Source organism: Paenibacillus spongiae (genome assembly GCF_024734895.1).
GTDB classification, from domain to species: domain Bacteria; phylum Bacillota; class Bacilli; order Paenibacillales; family Paenibacillaceae; genus Paenibacillus_Z; species Paenibacillus_Z spongiae.
Window position 1 is genome coordinate 3,710,731 of sequence record NZ_CP091430.1, and the last position, 17,017, is coordinate 3,727,747.

The 17,017-nt window shown below is 44.5% G+C and carries 14 protein-coding genes; 13 read left to right on the top strand and 1 reads right to left on the bottom strand.

From position 1 onward, the window contains the following. The first annotated feature begins 155 nt into the window (after window positions 1-155). From L1F29_RS16995 to L1F29_RS17025, 7 genes are all read left to right on the top strand, one after another. Window positions 156-1,187: a LacI family DNA-binding transcriptional regulator gene (locus L1F29_RS16995; RefSeq protein ID WP_258389472.1), complete on the top strand. Its 1,032-nt coding sequence runs from the start codon at window positions 156-158 to the stop codon at window positions 1,185-1,187. A 46-nt stretch (window positions 1,188-1,233) separates the two neighbouring features. Continuing rightward, window positions 1,234-2,652, top strand: a complete 1,419-nt coding sequence (locus tag L1F29_RS17000) for an extracellular solute-binding protein (protein ID WP_258389473.1) — start codon at window positions 1,234-1,236, stop codon at window positions 2,650-2,652. A gap of 197 nt (window positions 2,653-2,849) precedes the next feature. Continuing rightward, entirely contained in the window at window positions 2,850-4,115 is a 1,266-nt protein-coding gene (locus L1F29_RS17005; RefSeq protein ID WP_258389474.1) for a CehA/McbA family metallohydrolase, read from the top strand. A gap of 460 nt (window positions 4,116-4,575) precedes the next feature. Further along, window positions 4,576-5,268, top strand: coding sequence for a response regulator transcription factor (locus tag L1F29_RS17010; protein ID WP_258389475.1), 693 nt, complete (start codon window positions 4,576-4,578; stop codon window positions 5,266-5,268). Between the two features lie 81 nt (window positions 5,269-5,349). Then, entirely contained in the window at window positions 5,350-6,273 is a 924-nt protein-coding gene (locus tag L1F29_RS17015) for an ATP-binding cassette domain-containing protein (protein ID WP_258389476.1), read from the top strand. Next, window positions 6,266-7,015 carry an ABC transporter permease gene (locus L1F29_RS17020; protein ID WP_258389477.1) on the top strand — a complete coding sequence of 250 codons (750 nt, stop codon included), beginning with the start codon at window positions 6,266-6,268 and terminating at the stop codon, window positions 7,013-7,015. Before L1F29_RS17015 ends, L1F29_RS17020 begins: the two co-directional genes overlap by 8 nt. Before the next feature lie 11 nt (window positions 7,016-7,026). After that, window positions 7,027-7,932 (top strand): sensor histidine kinase, encoded by a 906-nt coding sequence (locus L1F29_RS17025; protein WP_309252403.1) that lies wholly within the window; start codon window positions 7,027-7,029, stop codon window positions 7,930-7,932. A gap of 77 nt (window positions 7,933-8,009) precedes the next feature. Here L1F29_RS17025 and L1F29_RS17030 read toward each other — a convergent pair whose 3' ends face one another. Then, on the bottom strand, window positions 8,010-8,585 hold the full coding sequence (locus L1F29_RS17030) for a TetR/AcrR family transcriptional regulator (RefSeq protein ID WP_258389478.1): 576 nt from the start codon (window positions 8,583-8,585) through the stop codon (window positions 8,010-8,012). A 163-nt stretch (window positions 8,586-8,748) separates the two neighbouring features. Between L1F29_RS17030 and L1F29_RS17035 the strand changes: the two genes are divergently transcribed. The 6 genes from L1F29_RS17035 (at window position 8,749) to L1F29_RS17060 (ending at window position 16,992) form a co-directional block, all read left to right on the top strand. After that, window positions 8,749-10,398, top strand: a complete 1,650-nt coding sequence (locus L1F29_RS17035) for an MFS transporter (protein WP_258389479.1) — start codon at window positions 8,749-8,751, stop codon at window positions 10,396-10,398. 157 nt (window positions 10,399-10,555) lie between these two features. Then, on the top strand, window positions 10,556-11,014 hold the full coding sequence (locus L1F29_RS17040; protein ID WP_258389480.1) for a hypothetical protein: 459 nt from the start codon (window positions 10,556-10,558) through the stop codon (window positions 11,012-11,014). Window positions 11,015-11,101: 87 nt separating this feature from the next. Next, complete coding sequence (locus L1F29_RS17045; RefSeq protein ID WP_258389481.1) at window positions 11,102-12,529, top strand: VWA domain-containing protein; 1,428 nt, start codon at window positions 11,102-11,104, stop codon at window positions 12,527-12,529. A 246-nt stretch (window positions 12,530-12,775) separates the two neighbouring features. Beyond that, on the top strand, window positions 12,776-14,866 hold the full coding sequence (locus L1F29_RS17050) for a PrsW family glutamic-type intramembrane protease (RefSeq protein ID WP_258389482.1): 2,091 nt from the start codon (window positions 12,776-12,778) through the stop codon (window positions 14,864-14,866). 15 nt (window positions 14,867-14,881) lie between these two features. Beyond that, window positions 14,882-15,385, top strand: coding sequence for a hypothetical protein (locus L1F29_RS17055; protein WP_258389483.1), 504 nt, complete (start codon window positions 14,882-14,884; stop codon window positions 15,383-15,385). Between the two features lie 380 nt (window positions 15,386-15,765). Then, window positions 15,766-16,992, top strand: coding sequence for a hypothetical protein (locus L1F29_RS17060; protein ID WP_258389484.1), 1,227 nt, complete (start codon window positions 15,766-15,768; stop codon window positions 16,990-16,992). Window positions 16,993-17,017 lie beyond the last annotated feature (25 nt).

Sequence of the window (17,017 nt, forward strand, 5' to 3'; positions counted from 1 at the left end):
CCAAATAAGCTTCAAAATCGTTGGATTCATCTCATTTAGTCTAGATTTTATTCCAATCTTCCTCATCTTTACGAAATTTATGTACATCGATGACATTTATTTAATATAACCGGTTTAATATTACACACATCGAGCGAACATAAGGAGTTGGTGAGTTGGCAACAATCGATGATGTTGCAAAATCGGCCGGTGTATCCAAAAGCACCGTTTCCAATGTGTTTTCCCAAAAACGACCGATTAGCAAAGAAGTGTCGGAACGCGTATTGGAGGCGGCTCGCGAATTGAACTATAAGCCGAACTATTGGGCACGCAGTCTGGCCAATAAGGAAACGCGGATCATCGGGCTCAACATGGAGGGCGAGAAGGTCAAGTTCGGCCAATTTCGCATGGCACTACTAAATGGAGTGTTGCAAGAATGCTACGACCGGGGCAACCGGCTTCTCGTAAATATGCTGCCAAAGCATTTCACGAACCGGTTGGAAAATTGGTCCTCCGATCCCATAGACGGCGAAATATTGCTAGATCCCATGGTGCGAGACCCGCGCATCGAAGAGAGGGTGGCCAGCGGCATCCCGATCGTCGTCATTGGAAAGCCGCCTGAGTCTCACGAGTCCACCGTATCGTACGTCAGCAGCGATAACGTTGGAGCTGGCCGTCGCGTTACCGAATACCTTATCGGCCTCGGACACCGGAATATTTTATTCCTTAATGCACCCAAGCACCGAACCGTGTCCCATGAGCGGTTAGACGGATATCGGAGAGCGCTCGAAACAGCCGGTCTTTCAGTCGATACACGGTTGTTGGTGTATAGAGACGAAGGCTTTGAAAGCTCTGAGGAGTACGGGTACATCACAGCCAAGCGATTGCTTTACGCTCGCCCGTCCATCACAGCCATTATTACGGATACAGACAAGATTGCGCGCGGAGTCTACCAGGCGGCCGAAGAACTTGGCTTGATTATTCCAAGAGATTTGTCGGTTTTTGCATTCAGTTTGGAGACTGCATATGGAACTGAGCTCCAGCCGCCGGTCAGCAGCATGAGGTTGAATGGCGAGCTGCTCGGAAGCGAAGCGGCCAAGATGCTTCTGGATCAGTGCGCTTCCAAAACACCAGTCGTGAGGCGGGTCATCATCCCGTGGGAACTTATCCTCCGCGATTCTTGCGCCCCGGTCAAGGTTTTTCTATAAGTTCATCAAGATGCACTCAAAAAAACGCATTCAAAGGAGATTTGTTATGAGAAAGAAAGGTTTGAAAGTGAGTTTGGCTGTTGTACTGTCGTCCACGATGCTCTTTGCCGCTGGTTGCGGAAATACGGATAGCTCGGCTGGCTCTAATGGCAACAGTCAAAAGCCTGGTGAGGAGACGAGAAAAGAGCTTCGTATGATGGTAGGAACAATCGGCGGTAAAACCCCCGACGAACACGAGCTATTTGAGAAGGAAGCGGAGCGTCTTACGGGTATTAAGGTCACCATGGAGAAGCCTGCTTCCGGATTTAACGATAAATTGCTGACCTCGATTTCCTCGGGCGAGAAATACGACTTAGTCCAAGTGGATTTGCCGCTTTTGGAAGTGTTGTACGATCAAGGGGTGTTGACTCCGCTTGACGATTCGATCAAAGGGTCGAAAATCATTTCCGACACATCTATTTTCCCTGAGAATGAATGGGAGCAGTTAAAGATGAGTGACGGCAAAATATACGGGATATTTACCAAGCTTCAGGGCGGTACGATGCCGACGGTTCGCAAAGACTGGCTGGACAAGCTTGGGCTTCAGGAGCCGAAGACGCTGGATGAGTATTACGAAGTGCTGAAAGCATTCAAAGAGAAAGATCCCGACGGAAACGGCAAGGCCGACACGTATGGTTTGTCCACAGCCGGCTTGTACGACATCCAAGGATTTATGAGCGCCGCTGGCGTCAAGGCCGGTTACGTTACAAAGGACGGCAAACGCACGATCCCGTATGCGACGGAAGCCGCTATCCCGATCTATGAATGGTTCGCCAAGTTATATAAAGAGGGCATTCTCGACCCGAACTTCGCAACGAACGATTCAGGTAAGATGCGGGACCTGTTCCTGACCGACCGCGTCGGTATGGTCACTTATTGGGATACATGGGTAGGGACATTCAATAATACGCGAAAGCAACAAGATCCCAATACGACATTCGAAGCAAAAGGTTTGCTGCCTGTTGCAGGGCCGGACGGCAAAATCTTGATGCGCCGCGGAGAACCGAATGTATGGATCATTCCTGTCAATTCCCCGGATCCGAAGACGGCCATGGAATTTATCGAATTCTGGAGTACGGAGAAAGGCAATGTGTTCGCTACGCTTGGCATTGAAGGCCATGATTATACCGTAACAGACGGCAAATACGAGCTGACGCAGGATGGAAAAGACCATAATCTTGACCACGGCGCCCCTTACGTGTACAACACGAACTGGACGAACCCGTTCGGTTCATTGCCTGGCGTGAAGGAAGCGAAGCAATTGGTTATGGAATATGGAACGGTGGAGAAAACGGGCAAGGACTGGAAAGATATTGAGAAAATTATTAACAACTACGCGCTTCAAGCGATGCAGGGTAAAATCCCGGCGGCCGACGCCGTCAGCAAAATGAATAAGGAGCTGAAGGCGGCAAAGTTCATCGACTGACCGCTCCTTGTGAAATCCATACCGAACAAGGGAGAGGGCAGCGGTGCCCTCTCTCTGCTGTGTAAGTCAGCCGACAAGTAGATAAGGCGGTGTTCGCAACATGAAGGTCAAAAATATTTCGTTCAAGGCGCCATGGTTGGCTCGGTAAAAGAGTAGAGTTCCTTGTCATGAGCGGTAAACAATAAGGAGTGAATGAAATGGAGCTTATCATCAAGCGCGAGATTGGTCAGCACGAAGAAGAATCGTATATCGAGGTCCCGTTTGAAATGCCTGCGGGTGTGGAGCGTATCCATGTATCCTTTGTAGCGGAACCGTACGGTGTCGCCGGCAGAGTCGTCAACCTTGGGATTAGAGATGCGCAGCGGATGCGCGGTTGGAGCGGGGGAGCGCGCACCGAATTTTATATGGGAACGGAAAAAGCGACGCCGGGCTACCTCCCGGGACCGTTAACGCCGGGTACTTGGGCCGTTTTGCTGAATCCTCGAAAAATAGGAGAGAACGAATGCAGCGTCATCCTGACCCTACGATTCGAGATGGAAAGTCCAAGATGGTTGAAAGGAGAGCTTCACGCGCACACCGTGCATAGCGATGGTGCCCATACGATGCGTGAGGTGGAGCGGATGGCGCTGGAGGCAGGACTCGACTTCTTGGCCTTGACCGATCATAACACGGTTAGCCAAAACTTCGCTTATCCGAAAGACTCGGAGCTCGTCTTCATTCCGGGGGTGGAGCTGACTACCCGCTTCGGCCATTGTAATTTCTACGGCGTAGAGCAGCCGGGCGACTATTTCCTGACCACCTCGTTCGATCAGGCGAAGGCGTACATCCGGACTGCGAGGGAGCGCGGCGCCAAGATTTCGTTGAATCATCCTCACTGCCGGAACTGCGGCTGGTTATGGGACTTCGATGTCGACCATGATTGGGTGGAAATATGGAACGGACCATGGCGGGGAGATAACGAGCGGACGCTCGCTTGGTGGCACGAGCAGCTGGCGGCCGGGCGGAAGCTGGTTGCTGTTGGCGGCAGTGACTTCCACCGGGCACAACCCGATGTGAAGCACGGCATGCCGACCAACTGGGTGTATGCGGAGTCCAAGACCGTACAGGGCATTTTGGAGGCGGTAGACCGGGGCCGGTTATACATGTCTTATGCGCCAGAAGGACCGCAGCTTTCGATGTGCGCTGGCGGGTGGATGATGGGAGACACCGTTTCGGCTGACGCGGTGGAGGAAGGAATAGATCTGGTTATGTCCTGTCACGGACTGCAAGCCTGCGATTCCATAAAGCTGCTTACGGAGCGTGGAGTGGAGCGTGAATGGATCGTAGAGACGGGATGCGAAACCATGGAGCTTGTAGTGCTGATGGAAGATCGTTTATTTTACCGGGCCGAAATTCATCGTTTTTTTGCCGAGGCTGGGCAAACGCAGCTCGTATTGGCTTGCAATCCGATCTACATCCGGTAGTACAGCAACGGACAACCTGGCTTGTTCAACGTTTAACGAATCAACATGATCAAAGGAATGCGGGTAATTGATGAATGCTAGTGGTAATAGCTTTCAGTACAGGTGCCAGTGCTTTATTCGGAATATTCATTAATGTGGGATATCGAGTGATAATAACAAACAACCTTAAAGGTCGCATAGTTGCGACTTTTTTTATTTTAAGGACACATGTTTTAACCAAATTAGTGACAAGATCGAGGCATCTTTTTTCTTAACTTAATCGGTCAGCGCGTGTCCGTTGCGTTATCCTTGCTGCTTTTCACATTCTTCTGGAAACGATAGAGACTATACGAAGTATTTTGACAGAGGATTAAGAATAATGTATTTCACACGAGTAAGTGCTTTAATATAAAATTGGTAATATAATGCGAAGGACATAGCCGGGATTTTGTAAATGACTTTTTAAGGAGATTATAATGCGATGAATCAACCAATGAGCATTTTAGTAGTTGAAGACGATAATGAAATAAATCAATTATTATGTAACATAATAAGAAAAAGCGGCTATATTCCTCAGTCTGCTTTTTCGGGAACGGAAGCCATGATCTATTTGGAAAAGCAAGAGTGGGATTTGGTGCTACTGGATTTAATGCTCCCTGGAATCACTGGTGAAGAGCTTCTTGTAAAAATTAGCGAGAAAAGTCCTGTTCCTGTCATCATTATTTCAGCAAAGCTGGAGCAGCAGGCGAAAATCGATGCTTTGCGAACAGGTGCGGATGACTATATAACCAAACCTTTTGATATTGAGGAAGTATCCGCAAGGATTGATTCCCATTTACGAAGATTTCATCGTACGAATGATTCTATTAAAAGCAAAGAGTTAAGGTATAAAGATCTTTCTATGAATACGGATTCAAAAACAGTTAGTGTAAATGGGGCAGAGCTCACTTTAACTGCGCGGGAATACGCCATTATGGCACTTCTTATGTCTTCTCCTAGGAAAGTGTTTACGAAAGCCAATCTGTTTGAAAGCGTATGGAATGAAGATTATCGAGGCGATGACAATACGATAAATGTTCACATGAGCAATATCAGAAGCAAGCTAGCCAATGCGAATCCGAACGATGAATATATAGAAACGATCTGGGGGATGGGATATCGATTAAAAACTTAAGGGTCTCTTAAGAATTAGCTTAAGCCTTTCTTATGGTTTCCTTTCTATACTAAAGGCATCACATGAGGGAGGTACGATTGAATGAGCGATTATGTGCTTAGAACAAACAATTTAACAAAGAAATATAAAGATCAAATGGCACTGAATAAGGTGGATCTTTCTATAAAAAAAGGATCCATGTATGGATTTATCGGGCAAAATGGCGCAGGTAAATCAACGTTAATCAGAATCGCAACAGGTCTTGCATATCCGAGTTCGGGGACGCTTGAGTTATTCGGCCACAGTAATGATCGGAAGCTCACAGAGAGCAGGAAGCGAATCGGGACGATCATTGAGGGCCCAGCATTGTATCCACAAATGACTGCAGCTGAAAACTTAGAAGCGAATCGGCTATTAAAAGGTATTCCAGGGAAAGAATGTGTTGAAAAGACGCTTTCACTTGTTGGACTCCAAGATACGAAGAAAAAGAAGGCAAAACATTTTTCCTTAGGGATGAAACAGCGGCTTGGCCTTGGTATCGCTCTATTAGGAGATCCTGAGTTCTTAATTCTCGATGAGCCTATCAACGGTCTTGATCCAATGGGCGTGGTAGAAATTAGGGAGCTGTTGAAAAAACTGAATCAGGTATATGGAATTACAATCTTAATTTCCAGCCATATTTTAAGTGAACTCCATTTACTTGCTACCCACTATGGAATTATTCATAAAGGGGAATTATTGGAGCAATTAACGGTGAATGAACTGAATGACAAATGCCAGCAGTATATTCATGTTAAAGTGGATAATCCGGATAAAGCTGCAACCATTATTGAAACTAAGCTTAGGACCAATCATTATGAAGTGTTGCCTGACGGAACGATAAGACTGTTTAAATTTCTTGATGCTCCGGGTAAAGTTTCCACAGCACTGTCGAATGAGGGATTGATTATCGAACAATTCATGCCGCTGGGGGAAGATTTGGAAACATACTTTACCAATCGCATCGGAGGCGGTAAACATGAATAACCTCGTGAGATCAGAGTTATTCAAGCTGAGCAAGGATCGATCCTTTTGGTCAATGTTCGTTATATTAATTGCAGCAGCTGTTTCTTACCCCATGTTGGTTTACTTTGTTTTGAATATCGAATCCGTTTCTATCAAAGAGTTATATACAGCTGTGGCCCTGGAAGGAGCAAATACTTATATTGTGAAGTTTGTACCCTGTATTCTTGCAGGTTTCTTTATCTCCAGTGAATACTCAATCGGAACAATGAAAAGTATCGCTGCTTCCGGTAATAGCAGAATGCGTATTTATCTTGCTAAATTAATGGGGTTTGCAATAGGCGCTGTTATTATTTCATTAACGTTTCCTATTGTTATGCCGGCGGTTGGTACCCTGTTTTATGGTATCAATGATATGCCTGGACTAGACTATATCGTTCAGACGATCGGTTTGACGATCCTTTATGCATTGGCATTTGCATCGATTATGGCTTTAGCTGCAATCTCATTCACAGATAGCGGCAAGACGATTGGTTTTTTAATCCTATTTTTTTCTCTTTTTGATAGTATCCTGTACATGTTAAGTCAAAAATTCATTGTAATTGAAACCATCTATCATTATTCTGTGTCTAGGCTATTATTAGACATTGGCAAATTTAACTTGGGCAATGGAGAACTTCTTAAATTATGGCTTGTACCTATAATAACCTTCATTGTTTTCGGACTCATTGGCAGTTTCGTGTTTCAGAGAAAGGAAATCAAGTAATAAGAAAGCGAGTGAGAACCATCGTCTATATTGCGTTAATTTCTATTATGGTAGCAGTATTTGTTCTCACTCGCTTTTTTTTGTTAAAAAGAGAAATTAAAAGAGCAACCATGCAGTTGAATGAGCTAAACGGCAAACAGACCGAAAAGAAAATCGATGTGGCTTATTATGACAAGTCCTTTGAAAACCTTGCGAGTAAAATCAATGATCAAATTGATCTCACGCTGCAAGCATACGCGGAAAAACGGAGTAAAGAAAACGAATTAAAGCAATCTATTGCTAATATTTCACATGATATTCGTACACCGATGACCTCTATTCTAGGGTATGTTCAATTGTTAGAATCGGATGAGTTATCTTCTGAAGAAAGAACAGAGTATACCGCCATAATTAAATCTGGAGCACTGCGATTAAAGGTTTTATTAGAAGATTTTTTTGAATTGTCTCTAATTGAATCTGGAGATTATCGATTAAAAATGGAAAAGATCAAACTCAACCATTTGCTTATAGAAGTCTTGGCAGGTTTTTATGAACAATTCCATCAACAAAGCATTGAGCCAGCCCTTCATATTCCAGAAAAAGAGATAAGTATCATAGCCGACTCATCCGCCGTTAAACGAGTGATTGAAAATTTATTACTTAATGCAATCAAGCATTCAAGCGGAGATGTAACCATTCGGCTTGAAAAATTGCCCTCCTCCATACAACTGATCATCAGTAATGCCGTTAGTCAGCTAAGTGAAAATGATATTATTTTTCTTTTTGATCGATTTTATAAAGCAGACAAAACAAGATTTGCAAAAGGTACAGGATTAGGATTATCCATTGCGAAAAGCCTCATGCTAAAAATGAATGGGAATTTATCAGCGGAATTAAAAGAAAATCAATTAATTATCAAATGTGAATGGAAGGATTGAGAGATGTTTGCCCATGCTCAAAAAGATCCGCCACGGCGGATCCTTTTATGCAGCCCAATATGATAACGACTAAAATGCTAGCGGGAGAAATGATCTTCGATCAGTCGTCTTGCTGCGCTAAGAAAATATGCCGGCTGGAATGAATCCTTATCGATATATGCGCTCATTATAGCCCCATCACATAGAATACGGATTTGAGAGGTTAACTCGACAGGATTTTGTACATTACCTGCCTTTGCAATTTCCTCTACCTTCTCCCAAGTCAGATGCCGGTTATTAACGGCAGCGCGGTGACCGGGATGCTCCAGATCGGGAAACTCCACAACTGCGTTCATAAACGGACATCCGCGGAATTCTGGATGCTTCAATCGCTCGACCAAATCATCAAGAAGAGCGTACAGCTGGTCTTTAGGAGAGTAGGGATGGCGCCTTTTTGCTTCTTCAATCGTTTCCGTTCTCTTGCCGTGTCTAGTCTCCAAGTACGCAACAACGAGACTATCTTTTGTTGGGAAGTTGCGGTAGAAGCTTGCCTTGGCGACGCCGGATTCTTCAATAATCCTGTCGATCCCTACAGCCCGGACGCCTTCTTTGTAAAATAAATCAGAAGCGACCCGCAAAATCCGATCTTTCGCGGTTTCTTTCTTTTCCAACATTATCACCCAATTCCAAATTTAGGGGAAAATTATATTGACGCGAGACAGATCTGTCTGTATGATTCATATCAATAATAAATGAGACAGTTCTGTCTCATTTATATTAATCGAGCAACCCCGCATGTGTCAATGTTCCCAGGGAGTGCCAAGGAGGAAAGAATTTATGTCCCAAGCGGCAGCACACAGATCATTGAATGGTAAGGCGGTGGAGGTACATACTCTCCAGCGTCCGCATTTAATGTTGACGGTCATGCTGTTATCGGTATTTATGGCGGTAGCTAATATTTTCATCGTCAATGTGGCGACACCCTCGATTCAGCAAGGTCTCCATTCCGATTTCTTCGGCGTACAATTCGTTATCTCCGCCTATACACTTGCCTATGCGGTCGCTCTTATTATAGGAGGCAGAATTGGCGATCGTTTTGGTCGAAAAAAATTGCTGCTTGTTGGAGTCGCCGGCTTTACGATCAGTTCCTTGCTGTGCGGCTTGTCAAGTGGCGTTGACATGCTCACTGCCATTCGGGTCGTGCAAGGTTTGAGCGCAGCAATGATCTCGCCACAAATTTTGTCGCTTATACAGGCACAATATGCGCCGGAGCAAAGGGGCAAAATATTCGGGCTTTACGGAGCAACGCAAGGGCTAGCCGCCTCGACGGGTCAACTGATTGGAGGCTTGCTGCTTTACTGGAACCCATGGGGACTGGAATGGAGAATGGTGTTCTTCTTCAGTGTGCCGATCGGTCTATTGCTCTTATGTATAATTCCATTCATCGCTGAATCTAAGGAAACGGTTCAATCGAAACCGGACTGGTTCGGTGCTGTTCTAATTGCAGTTGGCTTATTCCTGCTCGTTTATCCGCTAGTTCAAGGTCAGAAAGAAGGTTGGCCTCTTGCGCTAATTATTAGTTTGCTCTTGTCTGTTCCTGTATTGGCTCTATTCGTATGGGTTCAGAAAAGACTTTTGCACCGCAATGACGATCCATTGATGAACGTGAATCTGTTTCGTCAACGAGGTTTCAGAATCGGTATGCTTGTCGTCTTTGTGCTCATGTCGTCGCAAGCGAGCTTCTTCCTGATCACTGCTTATTTGTTCCAAATTGGGCTTGGGTTTTCTCCGCTTAAAGCGGGAGCGGTTATTCTACCCATGGGATTAGGCTATTTCATCGCCTCACTATTTTCCTCGCGGGTAACCTACAAGATCGGTCCGCATGTTCTGACCGTCGGTTCTGTGCTCACAGCAGCAGGCTATCTGTCCCTCGCTCTTACCGTACGAGGAACGGGAATATCGCCGGATATTTATGTATGGTTTCCAGCGCTGGCCGTGGTTGGCATAGGCCAGGGCTTCATTGCCGCTCCGCTTACGAATGTCGTTCTTTCCAAGGTGAACAAGCAAGATATCGGCTCCGCATCCGGTATTTTGACGACCGGAATGCAGGTGGCTTATGCGATCGGAATCGCCCTCATCGGAATTGTTTGGCTAAACTCGCTCAATTACAATGCGAATGAGGCGAGCATACAGACTGAACTGCAACTTCGTCAACAATGGAGTGTCTACGCGCCTTTGACAAAAGAGCAAAGTGAAGCCGCATTATCTAAATTCCGGTTATGCTACCCTGAAATGATAAACGCACATTCCTCCGTGTCTCCTGGATGTACATCGGACGATTCGACCGCAGAGAAGATGTTTATGGATGGAGTGCGTCAAGCGAACGCCAGGAGCTATACGGCATCATTCATCTTTTGTCTATACGTGCTTGCCGCGTATACGGCTTTTTTACTACCTTTATCGCTAAAGTTAGCCAGAAGAAATTAGGTCTGGGTAACGGGGACTTAATTTGCTATACTCAAAGCTGAATAACAATAAGACGAGGTTTCCGTTGAAACTATCGGTAGCCCCATTAAGCTAAAGAGCAGTTATGCTTAACAAGTCAATGTGATATATAGACTATTGGTGCTCTAAAAAGGAGTTTATGAGAAAACTAAGAAAACAACTATTATATCTAGCGTTAGGTGAGTTAGCAGCCGCTTTTTCTTTTTTGGTTGTATATAAAACTTATATAGATTTAGGAGTCGCGAGCTTGCTTGCGTTATCGTTCCTTGTGTTTATATTATTTCAAGGTGTTGTGTATTGGGTATTTAGATCTCAATCAATGGGTAATGAGAAATCATTATTAATGCGGAAAACCCTAATTGTGCTTCGAGGTACGAATCTGATTTTAGCTGTGTTTATAGTTATTTTAATGATAATGCTCGCAGAGAATAAAAGAGATCTAGTTGCTGGTATGTTAATTTATGTTTTTTCCGTGATTGAATATATAAATTACTATTGGTACCGATTAAGCTATGGGAAATCAGGTTTCAATATGAAACTGCTTTTTCAAGCGGGCTTACAGCCGTCGAGTATTCAAAAATTTTTAAAAAGAAAATAATTCACTACACTATCGGATAACGAAAGCACATTGACAAAGAGCTGCCACATAAGTGGCAGCCTAATCAGATTAATTGGAGGTAAGTTGATGATTCGAAGATCTATCTTAATATGTGTCACGTTAATCGTATTCCTTGCTGGTTGTAGTAATGAACCGGAAAAGAATACCTCAAACGTTCAGAACCCAACAGATTCAAATCAACGTGATGAACCAGAAAAGAATACCTCAAATATTCAGACCCCATCGGATTCAAATCAACGTAATGAACCAGAAAAGAATGCCTCAGACATTCAGACCCCATCGGATACAATTCGAACTAAACCTCAGCCCCCCTTAACAGATGAACAAATATTAATGAAACCTCCAGGGCGATTTGCTGGTTCTAATTTTGATGAACAGAAAGTTCAAGAGGCTCTAGATCAATTACCAAGCGATTTGACAGCTGATCAATATGAGGAAGAGCTGCTCCTCCTATTGGCTGAAGACTATCGCCCTTACGTGTCCACTTTTATTAATTTTGAATCCGAAGTTACAGTGAATAATCCACGACCTAATGAAAAGGTTACCTTACCCACAAGCAGGAAGCTGCATATTTCAATCTTACTTGATGCCAGCGGCAGCATGAAAGCAACGATTAGCGGGAAATCAAAAATGGATTCTGCAAAAGAAGCTATTCAAAGCTTCGGGGATAAGCTGCCAAAAAATGCAGAGGTATCTTTGCGGGTTTATGGACATAAAGGAACAGGAAGTCAGAAAGATAAAAAAGTTTCCTGCAGCAGTACAGAAGAAATCTTTCATGGTCAAGGCGAGCAGACCCAACAAATAAAAACAGTACTTCAAGATGTAGAACCAGCTGGATGGACACCAATTGCGAATGCCCTAGAATCCGTAAAACAAGATATTAATCCTGAAACTACGGATTCGATCGTCTATGTGGTAAGCGATGGAATTGAAACCTGTGGAGGCAATCCCGTACAGATTGCAAAAGAGCTTAACCAATCGAAGGTTAAGACCGTTGTGAATATTATTGGCTTTGATGTGGATAATGAAGGGCAAAAAATGCTAAAACAGGTTGCTGCATCTGGTGGTGGAGAATTTACTTCCATTGATAATGAAGAAGCATTAAAAAAATATCTGAACAAAACGTATGATAAATTACGAGGTGAGTGGACGCTATGGAAAGAAAAAGGAGCAGGGGAGGCAAATATAAAAAAAGAACAAAAACAGGGAATACTCAATCAAACCCGTGAAACCATGCAAGGCCTTGCGGTCAAAGAACATTCTAATCAGCTAGCAGCCCTTGCGTATCTGGAAACAAAAAAAAGAGATGCTTTCCCAAAGAGCGAACTCTATACAATGATAACGGAACGCAAAAGTTTCGCATGGGGTTATGCTCGCGATATAGGTAAGCGTTTGTATGATGAAGTTTCTAAAAGTGGTAATAAGGTTTATAACGATATAACGGATGAAGGAAATAAGAAAATCGATGATTTAACGAATAAGAAAAATAATTAGCAGCTGCGGCGTAATTCATCTAGATTTGAGACCAGCGCCTTTTGCCACATTTTACAAGAATGTCTATAATACTAGTATCCGTGAGTAATAGGTTAGGTTCAATTTGCGGGTAATACTCTAAAAGCCTCCGCTCCGATCGATCGGTGACCATGATTTTCATGAATTCGTTTATTTACTCACGGCCGGACCGTCGTCAAGGGAGACGTCCCGCTGGCACGGGGTCGGCCTTCAAAGGAGGCGACCATAGTGAATACGATCTGGTCCATTCGAACCGGAATTCGGGATTTCATTGAGACTATCCACCGATCATGCAAAGCATGGATTGAGAAATATGCGTTTATTAAAACAATGTATGCGATTTTTTCCTGGTTGTCGCTAATCATGTTTGTGTTCAGCTTGTTTTTCGTTAAAGAATCGCGTACCATGATGGTTCAATATTTATGGTCGTTTTATGTGCTGTTGCAATTCTGGTTTCTGTGCCGAAGCAAAACGATGCCGTGGAAGCCGATCGTTCTGTTCGTACTGGCAGGCGTTTTTCTTGTCGTACCGTTCACGACGCTTACGGTCAATACTTTCCACGTGCTTTTTGGCGGAAAAACGTCCGACACTTGGTCCATTGCCGTGCTCACGCCGATTTTCGAAGAGCTGTGGAAGCTGCTTCCGCTAGGCATCTTCCTGTTGTTCTCGCGACGAGCTTCCGCCTTGAGCTTGAGCGATTACACGCTTATCGGCGCGGCGACGGGCGTCGGCTTCCAACTGATGGAAGAATTGTCCCGAAGGTGGCTAAGTTCCGGTGTTCTTGCGGAAAAGTATGGCTATAGCTTTTCGTGGCTTGGCGGTGAAACGATACACTGGGATTTTTTCTCGCTGTTTCCGGGTCGTTTCGAAGAAAGTTTGTTTCCGACGCTAATGACCGTTGGTCATCCCGTACATACCGCCATGATCGCGCTTGCGTGCGGAATAGCCTATCGGCTGCGGACAAGACTGACGAAATGGGTATTTCTGTTCCCGGCAATCATTGTGCTTTGGTCCATCCTGGATCATGCGGCTTATAACGGCCAACACAAGCTGCCGGGTTGGGTGTTCCGGCTTCATGAGTGGACCGGAAGCGGTTATAAAACCCAACCAGTCTTCCTATTGATGTTGGCCGCTTCGCTCATTGCCGATTACTGGTCGCTGAACAAAATAAGAAGCCGCCTTCCGTCGCTGCCGAATGAGCCGCTTCTTAATCCGTTTACCGAACTGTGGAATATGATCCGCTCTCTATTACTCGACCGGGGGAAATTCATATATTGGCTTGGCTTTTACCGGGAGCGCAGGGAGCTTGGATTTCATTTGCTCTACGGGAACGAGGAAGCGGCCGATCGGAAGGAGCCTATCCAGGCTCGGGTCAGAGCTCTTTACCAGGCACTTTCCGGACTCGCGGTGATTCTGCTTGCTGCCGGTCTGTTCGCAGGCATCGGGGCTCATACAGGCGGGGGAGAAACGGCATGTTTCGCCTGCAAGTTCGATTCGCTGCAAGATTGGTGGGATCGGTTGGAATGGTATGAACAGGGCGCGATCGTGCTCGGGGCCCTTGCCTTGTCACTGCTCTTCGTCGGATTCTGGCCGGCTTTTGGCTTCGCGATGACAACGATGGGAATCGCCGGGAGCGGACATGAGATTGCCGGTTATATCCGCAATCCGAAGAAGCTGCTGACTCCCGAAAATGCGCTTGGCGTGGCCGTAGGCATTGTACTAAGCCGAATCCCGTTCGGCAAAGCGCTAGGATGGTTGGGAAAAAAGGGGCGCGGCTATGTACGTAAGCTTCTGGATAAGCTCGGTTCCCGGAAGCCGGATATTCTTAGAACCGAAGAGGTTATTGCTCCACAGAGCGGTAAAGCAATTAGGGTATATACAGATGGAGATACGATAATACCCGTTGATAAAATTGAGAAATATTTGCGAGGCAAGGTCAACGTTAATATTCAAGAAGTGACCAAAGAACTTCGAGAATTAAAGCAATTAAAGCAGACCCAAAGAAAGGTATTCGATGCTGACCGTCAAAACGCCGAACGAATGAAAAAACTTGAAAAAATGAAGCATAATTTTGAGCGTTCGGATGATATGAGACAAAAGCTCGAGTCGGTAGGACTTCATGATACAATAGAGAATAACCAGTCCATTGCAAAACATTTATTAGAAGTGGGTAAACAGATAAAGCCTGGAAATACGTTGGATTTCCCAAGTGTACTAGAAGGTCCTAATGGAAAAAAACTCAAAGTATTAACAACCTGGAAGATGGTTGATGGACAACCCTATTTATCAACGATAAAGTTAATCCCAACAACAACTTAGTTATGGAGGTGTATGATGGACAACGATAAGGAAATAGCAAAAGCAACAGCCTTGGACAGAATCGTTAATTATGAGACGTATATCTCAAGTATGAACAATGACCAATTAATTGCGGTTGTAAACCGTTTAGAGGATTTTGAAGAAGTCGCTGCCGCTTTAACAGAACTATCGTTAAGAGATACGGAAAAAGCAGCACCATTCTGCTCTAAGATACTGGAAGAAAACGTGGGGGACGAGTTTCTACAAGCGGTTGCGTTTAATTTGCTTTATGAAGGCGACCATGAACAAGCTATCGAGATCGTGAACAAATATGTAATACGTGCTCCTGCGGCATTGTTAGGAGCAATAATGGACAACTTGTCCACGGATAGTTTACAACCGTTTGGAAAGTCGCTTTCATCAGGATTTCTACATTCAATTGTAGACAGATATTCTGAATTGAGTGATGCTGATAAGAAACGTATTCTTGAGAATTATGAGTGGTTTCAAGAATCCTACGATGACAAACTTTTGAAATAATGTTCTAATCGTAACTACAATAATCGTATATTATATTCTCTATCAATTATCGGGACACGATAGCGTTATAAACATTTGGTAAGGCAGCCGGCGATCCGGCTGTCTTTTTCTCAACTATCGGGCATTGCCTTGAACCCAGTTGATCTCAAGACATTCCGGAATGAGATGAGCGTTCAGCGGGCAGATTGGGACGCAAAAGCATTTCAATTCTAATAAGGAAATTACCTTAGAGCGAGTTTAAAGTGCAGTAAGACAACCGCCATTAATAGCTACAGGGTCAATGAGGGGGGTGAATAAAGTTCATCCTCCTTTTGTATTAAAATGGAGATTATAATGCGGGGGAAGGGTAATTCAATAATCATTGCGGGAGGAAGATTACAATGAAGATATTGGTCAATAAGCTTCTAGTAATGATCTTGTTATCGATAGTAACAGTAGGACTCGGCTCCATTCCAGATGCTTCTGCAGAAGTATACACTTTACCTTCGAAGGGATGGGAGAAGACATTTGGGGGAAGTAGTTTTGACGGAGGTCTATCCGTTCAGATGACAAGTGACGGAGGGTATATTAGCACCGGCAGCACAGATTCCTATGGAGCCGGTTCAGCAGACGTTTATTTAGTCAAAACAGACGGATTAGGGAATAAACAATGGGAGAAGACGTTTGGAGGACCTGGCAGGGACATTGGCTTCTCTGTTCAGCAGACGAGTGACGGAGGGTATATTATTGCCGGCAGTACAATAATACACCACGGAAAATTCGGTTCATGGAACCATGTCTATTTAATCAAAACGGATGGATCGGGAATAAAACAATGGGAGAGGACTTTTGCGGACGGCATTGGCCATTCTGTTCAACAGACGAGTGACGGAGGGTACATTATTGCCGGCAGCACAGGATCCTATAATAATGGTCAATCAGACGTCTATTTGATCAAGACGGACGCTTCGGGAAATAAACAATGGGAAAAGACTTATGGCGGGATTTACGATGATTATGGCTATTCGGTTCAGCAAACGGGAGGGAAATTTGTTTTTGGCGGCACAGGATATATTATTGTCGGTCAGACCAATTCCTATGGAGCAGGTTTCGGCAGTAGATCTGATGTCTATTTAATCAAAACGGACACCGCCGGAAATGAGCTATGGTCACAAAACTTTGGAGGAAGCGAGTGGGATTCCGGTAATTCTGTCCAGCAAACAAGCGATGGAGGTTATATTATTACCGGCCACAAGAATTACGATATTTATTTGATCAAGACGAATGGCTCCGGAACCTTGCAGTGGGAAAAAACCTATGGTGATGATCCTGCTGATTGGGGCTCATCCGTTCAGCAAACGAGTGACGGGGGTTACATTATTGCCGGGGTCACAGGCAGTATGATTGGAGGTTACTACGGTAATGGTTATCTGCTCAAAATGGACAATTCGGGAATTAAACAATGGGACGCAACATACAAGCTGGCTCACTTTTATTCTGTCAAACAGACCAGTAACAATGATTATATTGTAGTCGGTAATAAAAATACCGGAAATAGCACCGATCTATATTTAGTGAAATATTACCGGCTGCCGGAATTGAAACCGCCATGTTTACTCTGCAGCTAATTTTTTCTACCTTGTGCATAGCTTA

Coding starts and splice junctions, on each gene's coding strand:
- L1F29_RS17000 (WP_258389473.1), top strand. CDS start 1,234: ATGAGAAAGAAAGGTTTGAAAGTGAGTTTGGCTGTTGTACTGTCGTCC.
- L1F29_RS17005 (WP_258389474.1), top strand. CDS start 2,850: ATGGAGCTTATCATCAAGCGCGAGATTGGTCAGCACGAAGAAGAATCG.
- L1F29_RS17010 (WP_258389475.1), top strand. CDS start 4,576: ATGAATCAACCAATGAGCATTTTAGTAGTTGAAGACGATAATGAAATA.
- L1F29_RS17015 (WP_258389476.1), top strand. CDS start 5,350: ATGAGCGATTATGTGCTTAGAACAAACAATTTAACAAAGAAATATAAA.
- L1F29_RS17020 (WP_258389477.1), top strand. CDS start 6,266: ATGAATAACCTCGTGAGATCAGAGTTATTCAAGCTGAGCAAGGATCGA.
- L1F29_RS17030 (WP_258389478.1), bottom strand. CDS start 8,585: ATGTTGGAAAAGAAAGAAACCGCGAAAGATCGGATTTTGCGGGTCGCT.
- L1F29_RS17035 (WP_258389479.1), top strand. CDS start 8,749: ATGTCCCAAGCGGCAGCACACAGATCATTGAATGGTAAGGCGGTGGAG.
- L1F29_RS17040 (WP_258389480.1), top strand. CDS start 10,556: ATGAGAAAACTAAGAAAACAACTATTATATCTAGCGTTAGGTGAGTTA.
- L1F29_RS17045 (WP_258389481.1), top strand. CDS start 11,102: ATGATTCGAAGATCTATCTTAATATGTGTCACGTTAATCGTATTCCTT.
- L1F29_RS17055 (WP_258389483.1), top strand. CDS start 14,882: ATGGACAACGATAAGGAAATAGCAAAAGCAACAGCCTTGGACAGAATC.
- L1F29_RS17060 (WP_258389484.1), top strand. CDS start 15,766: ATGAAGATATTGGTCAATAAGCTTCTAGTAATGATCTTGTTATCGATA.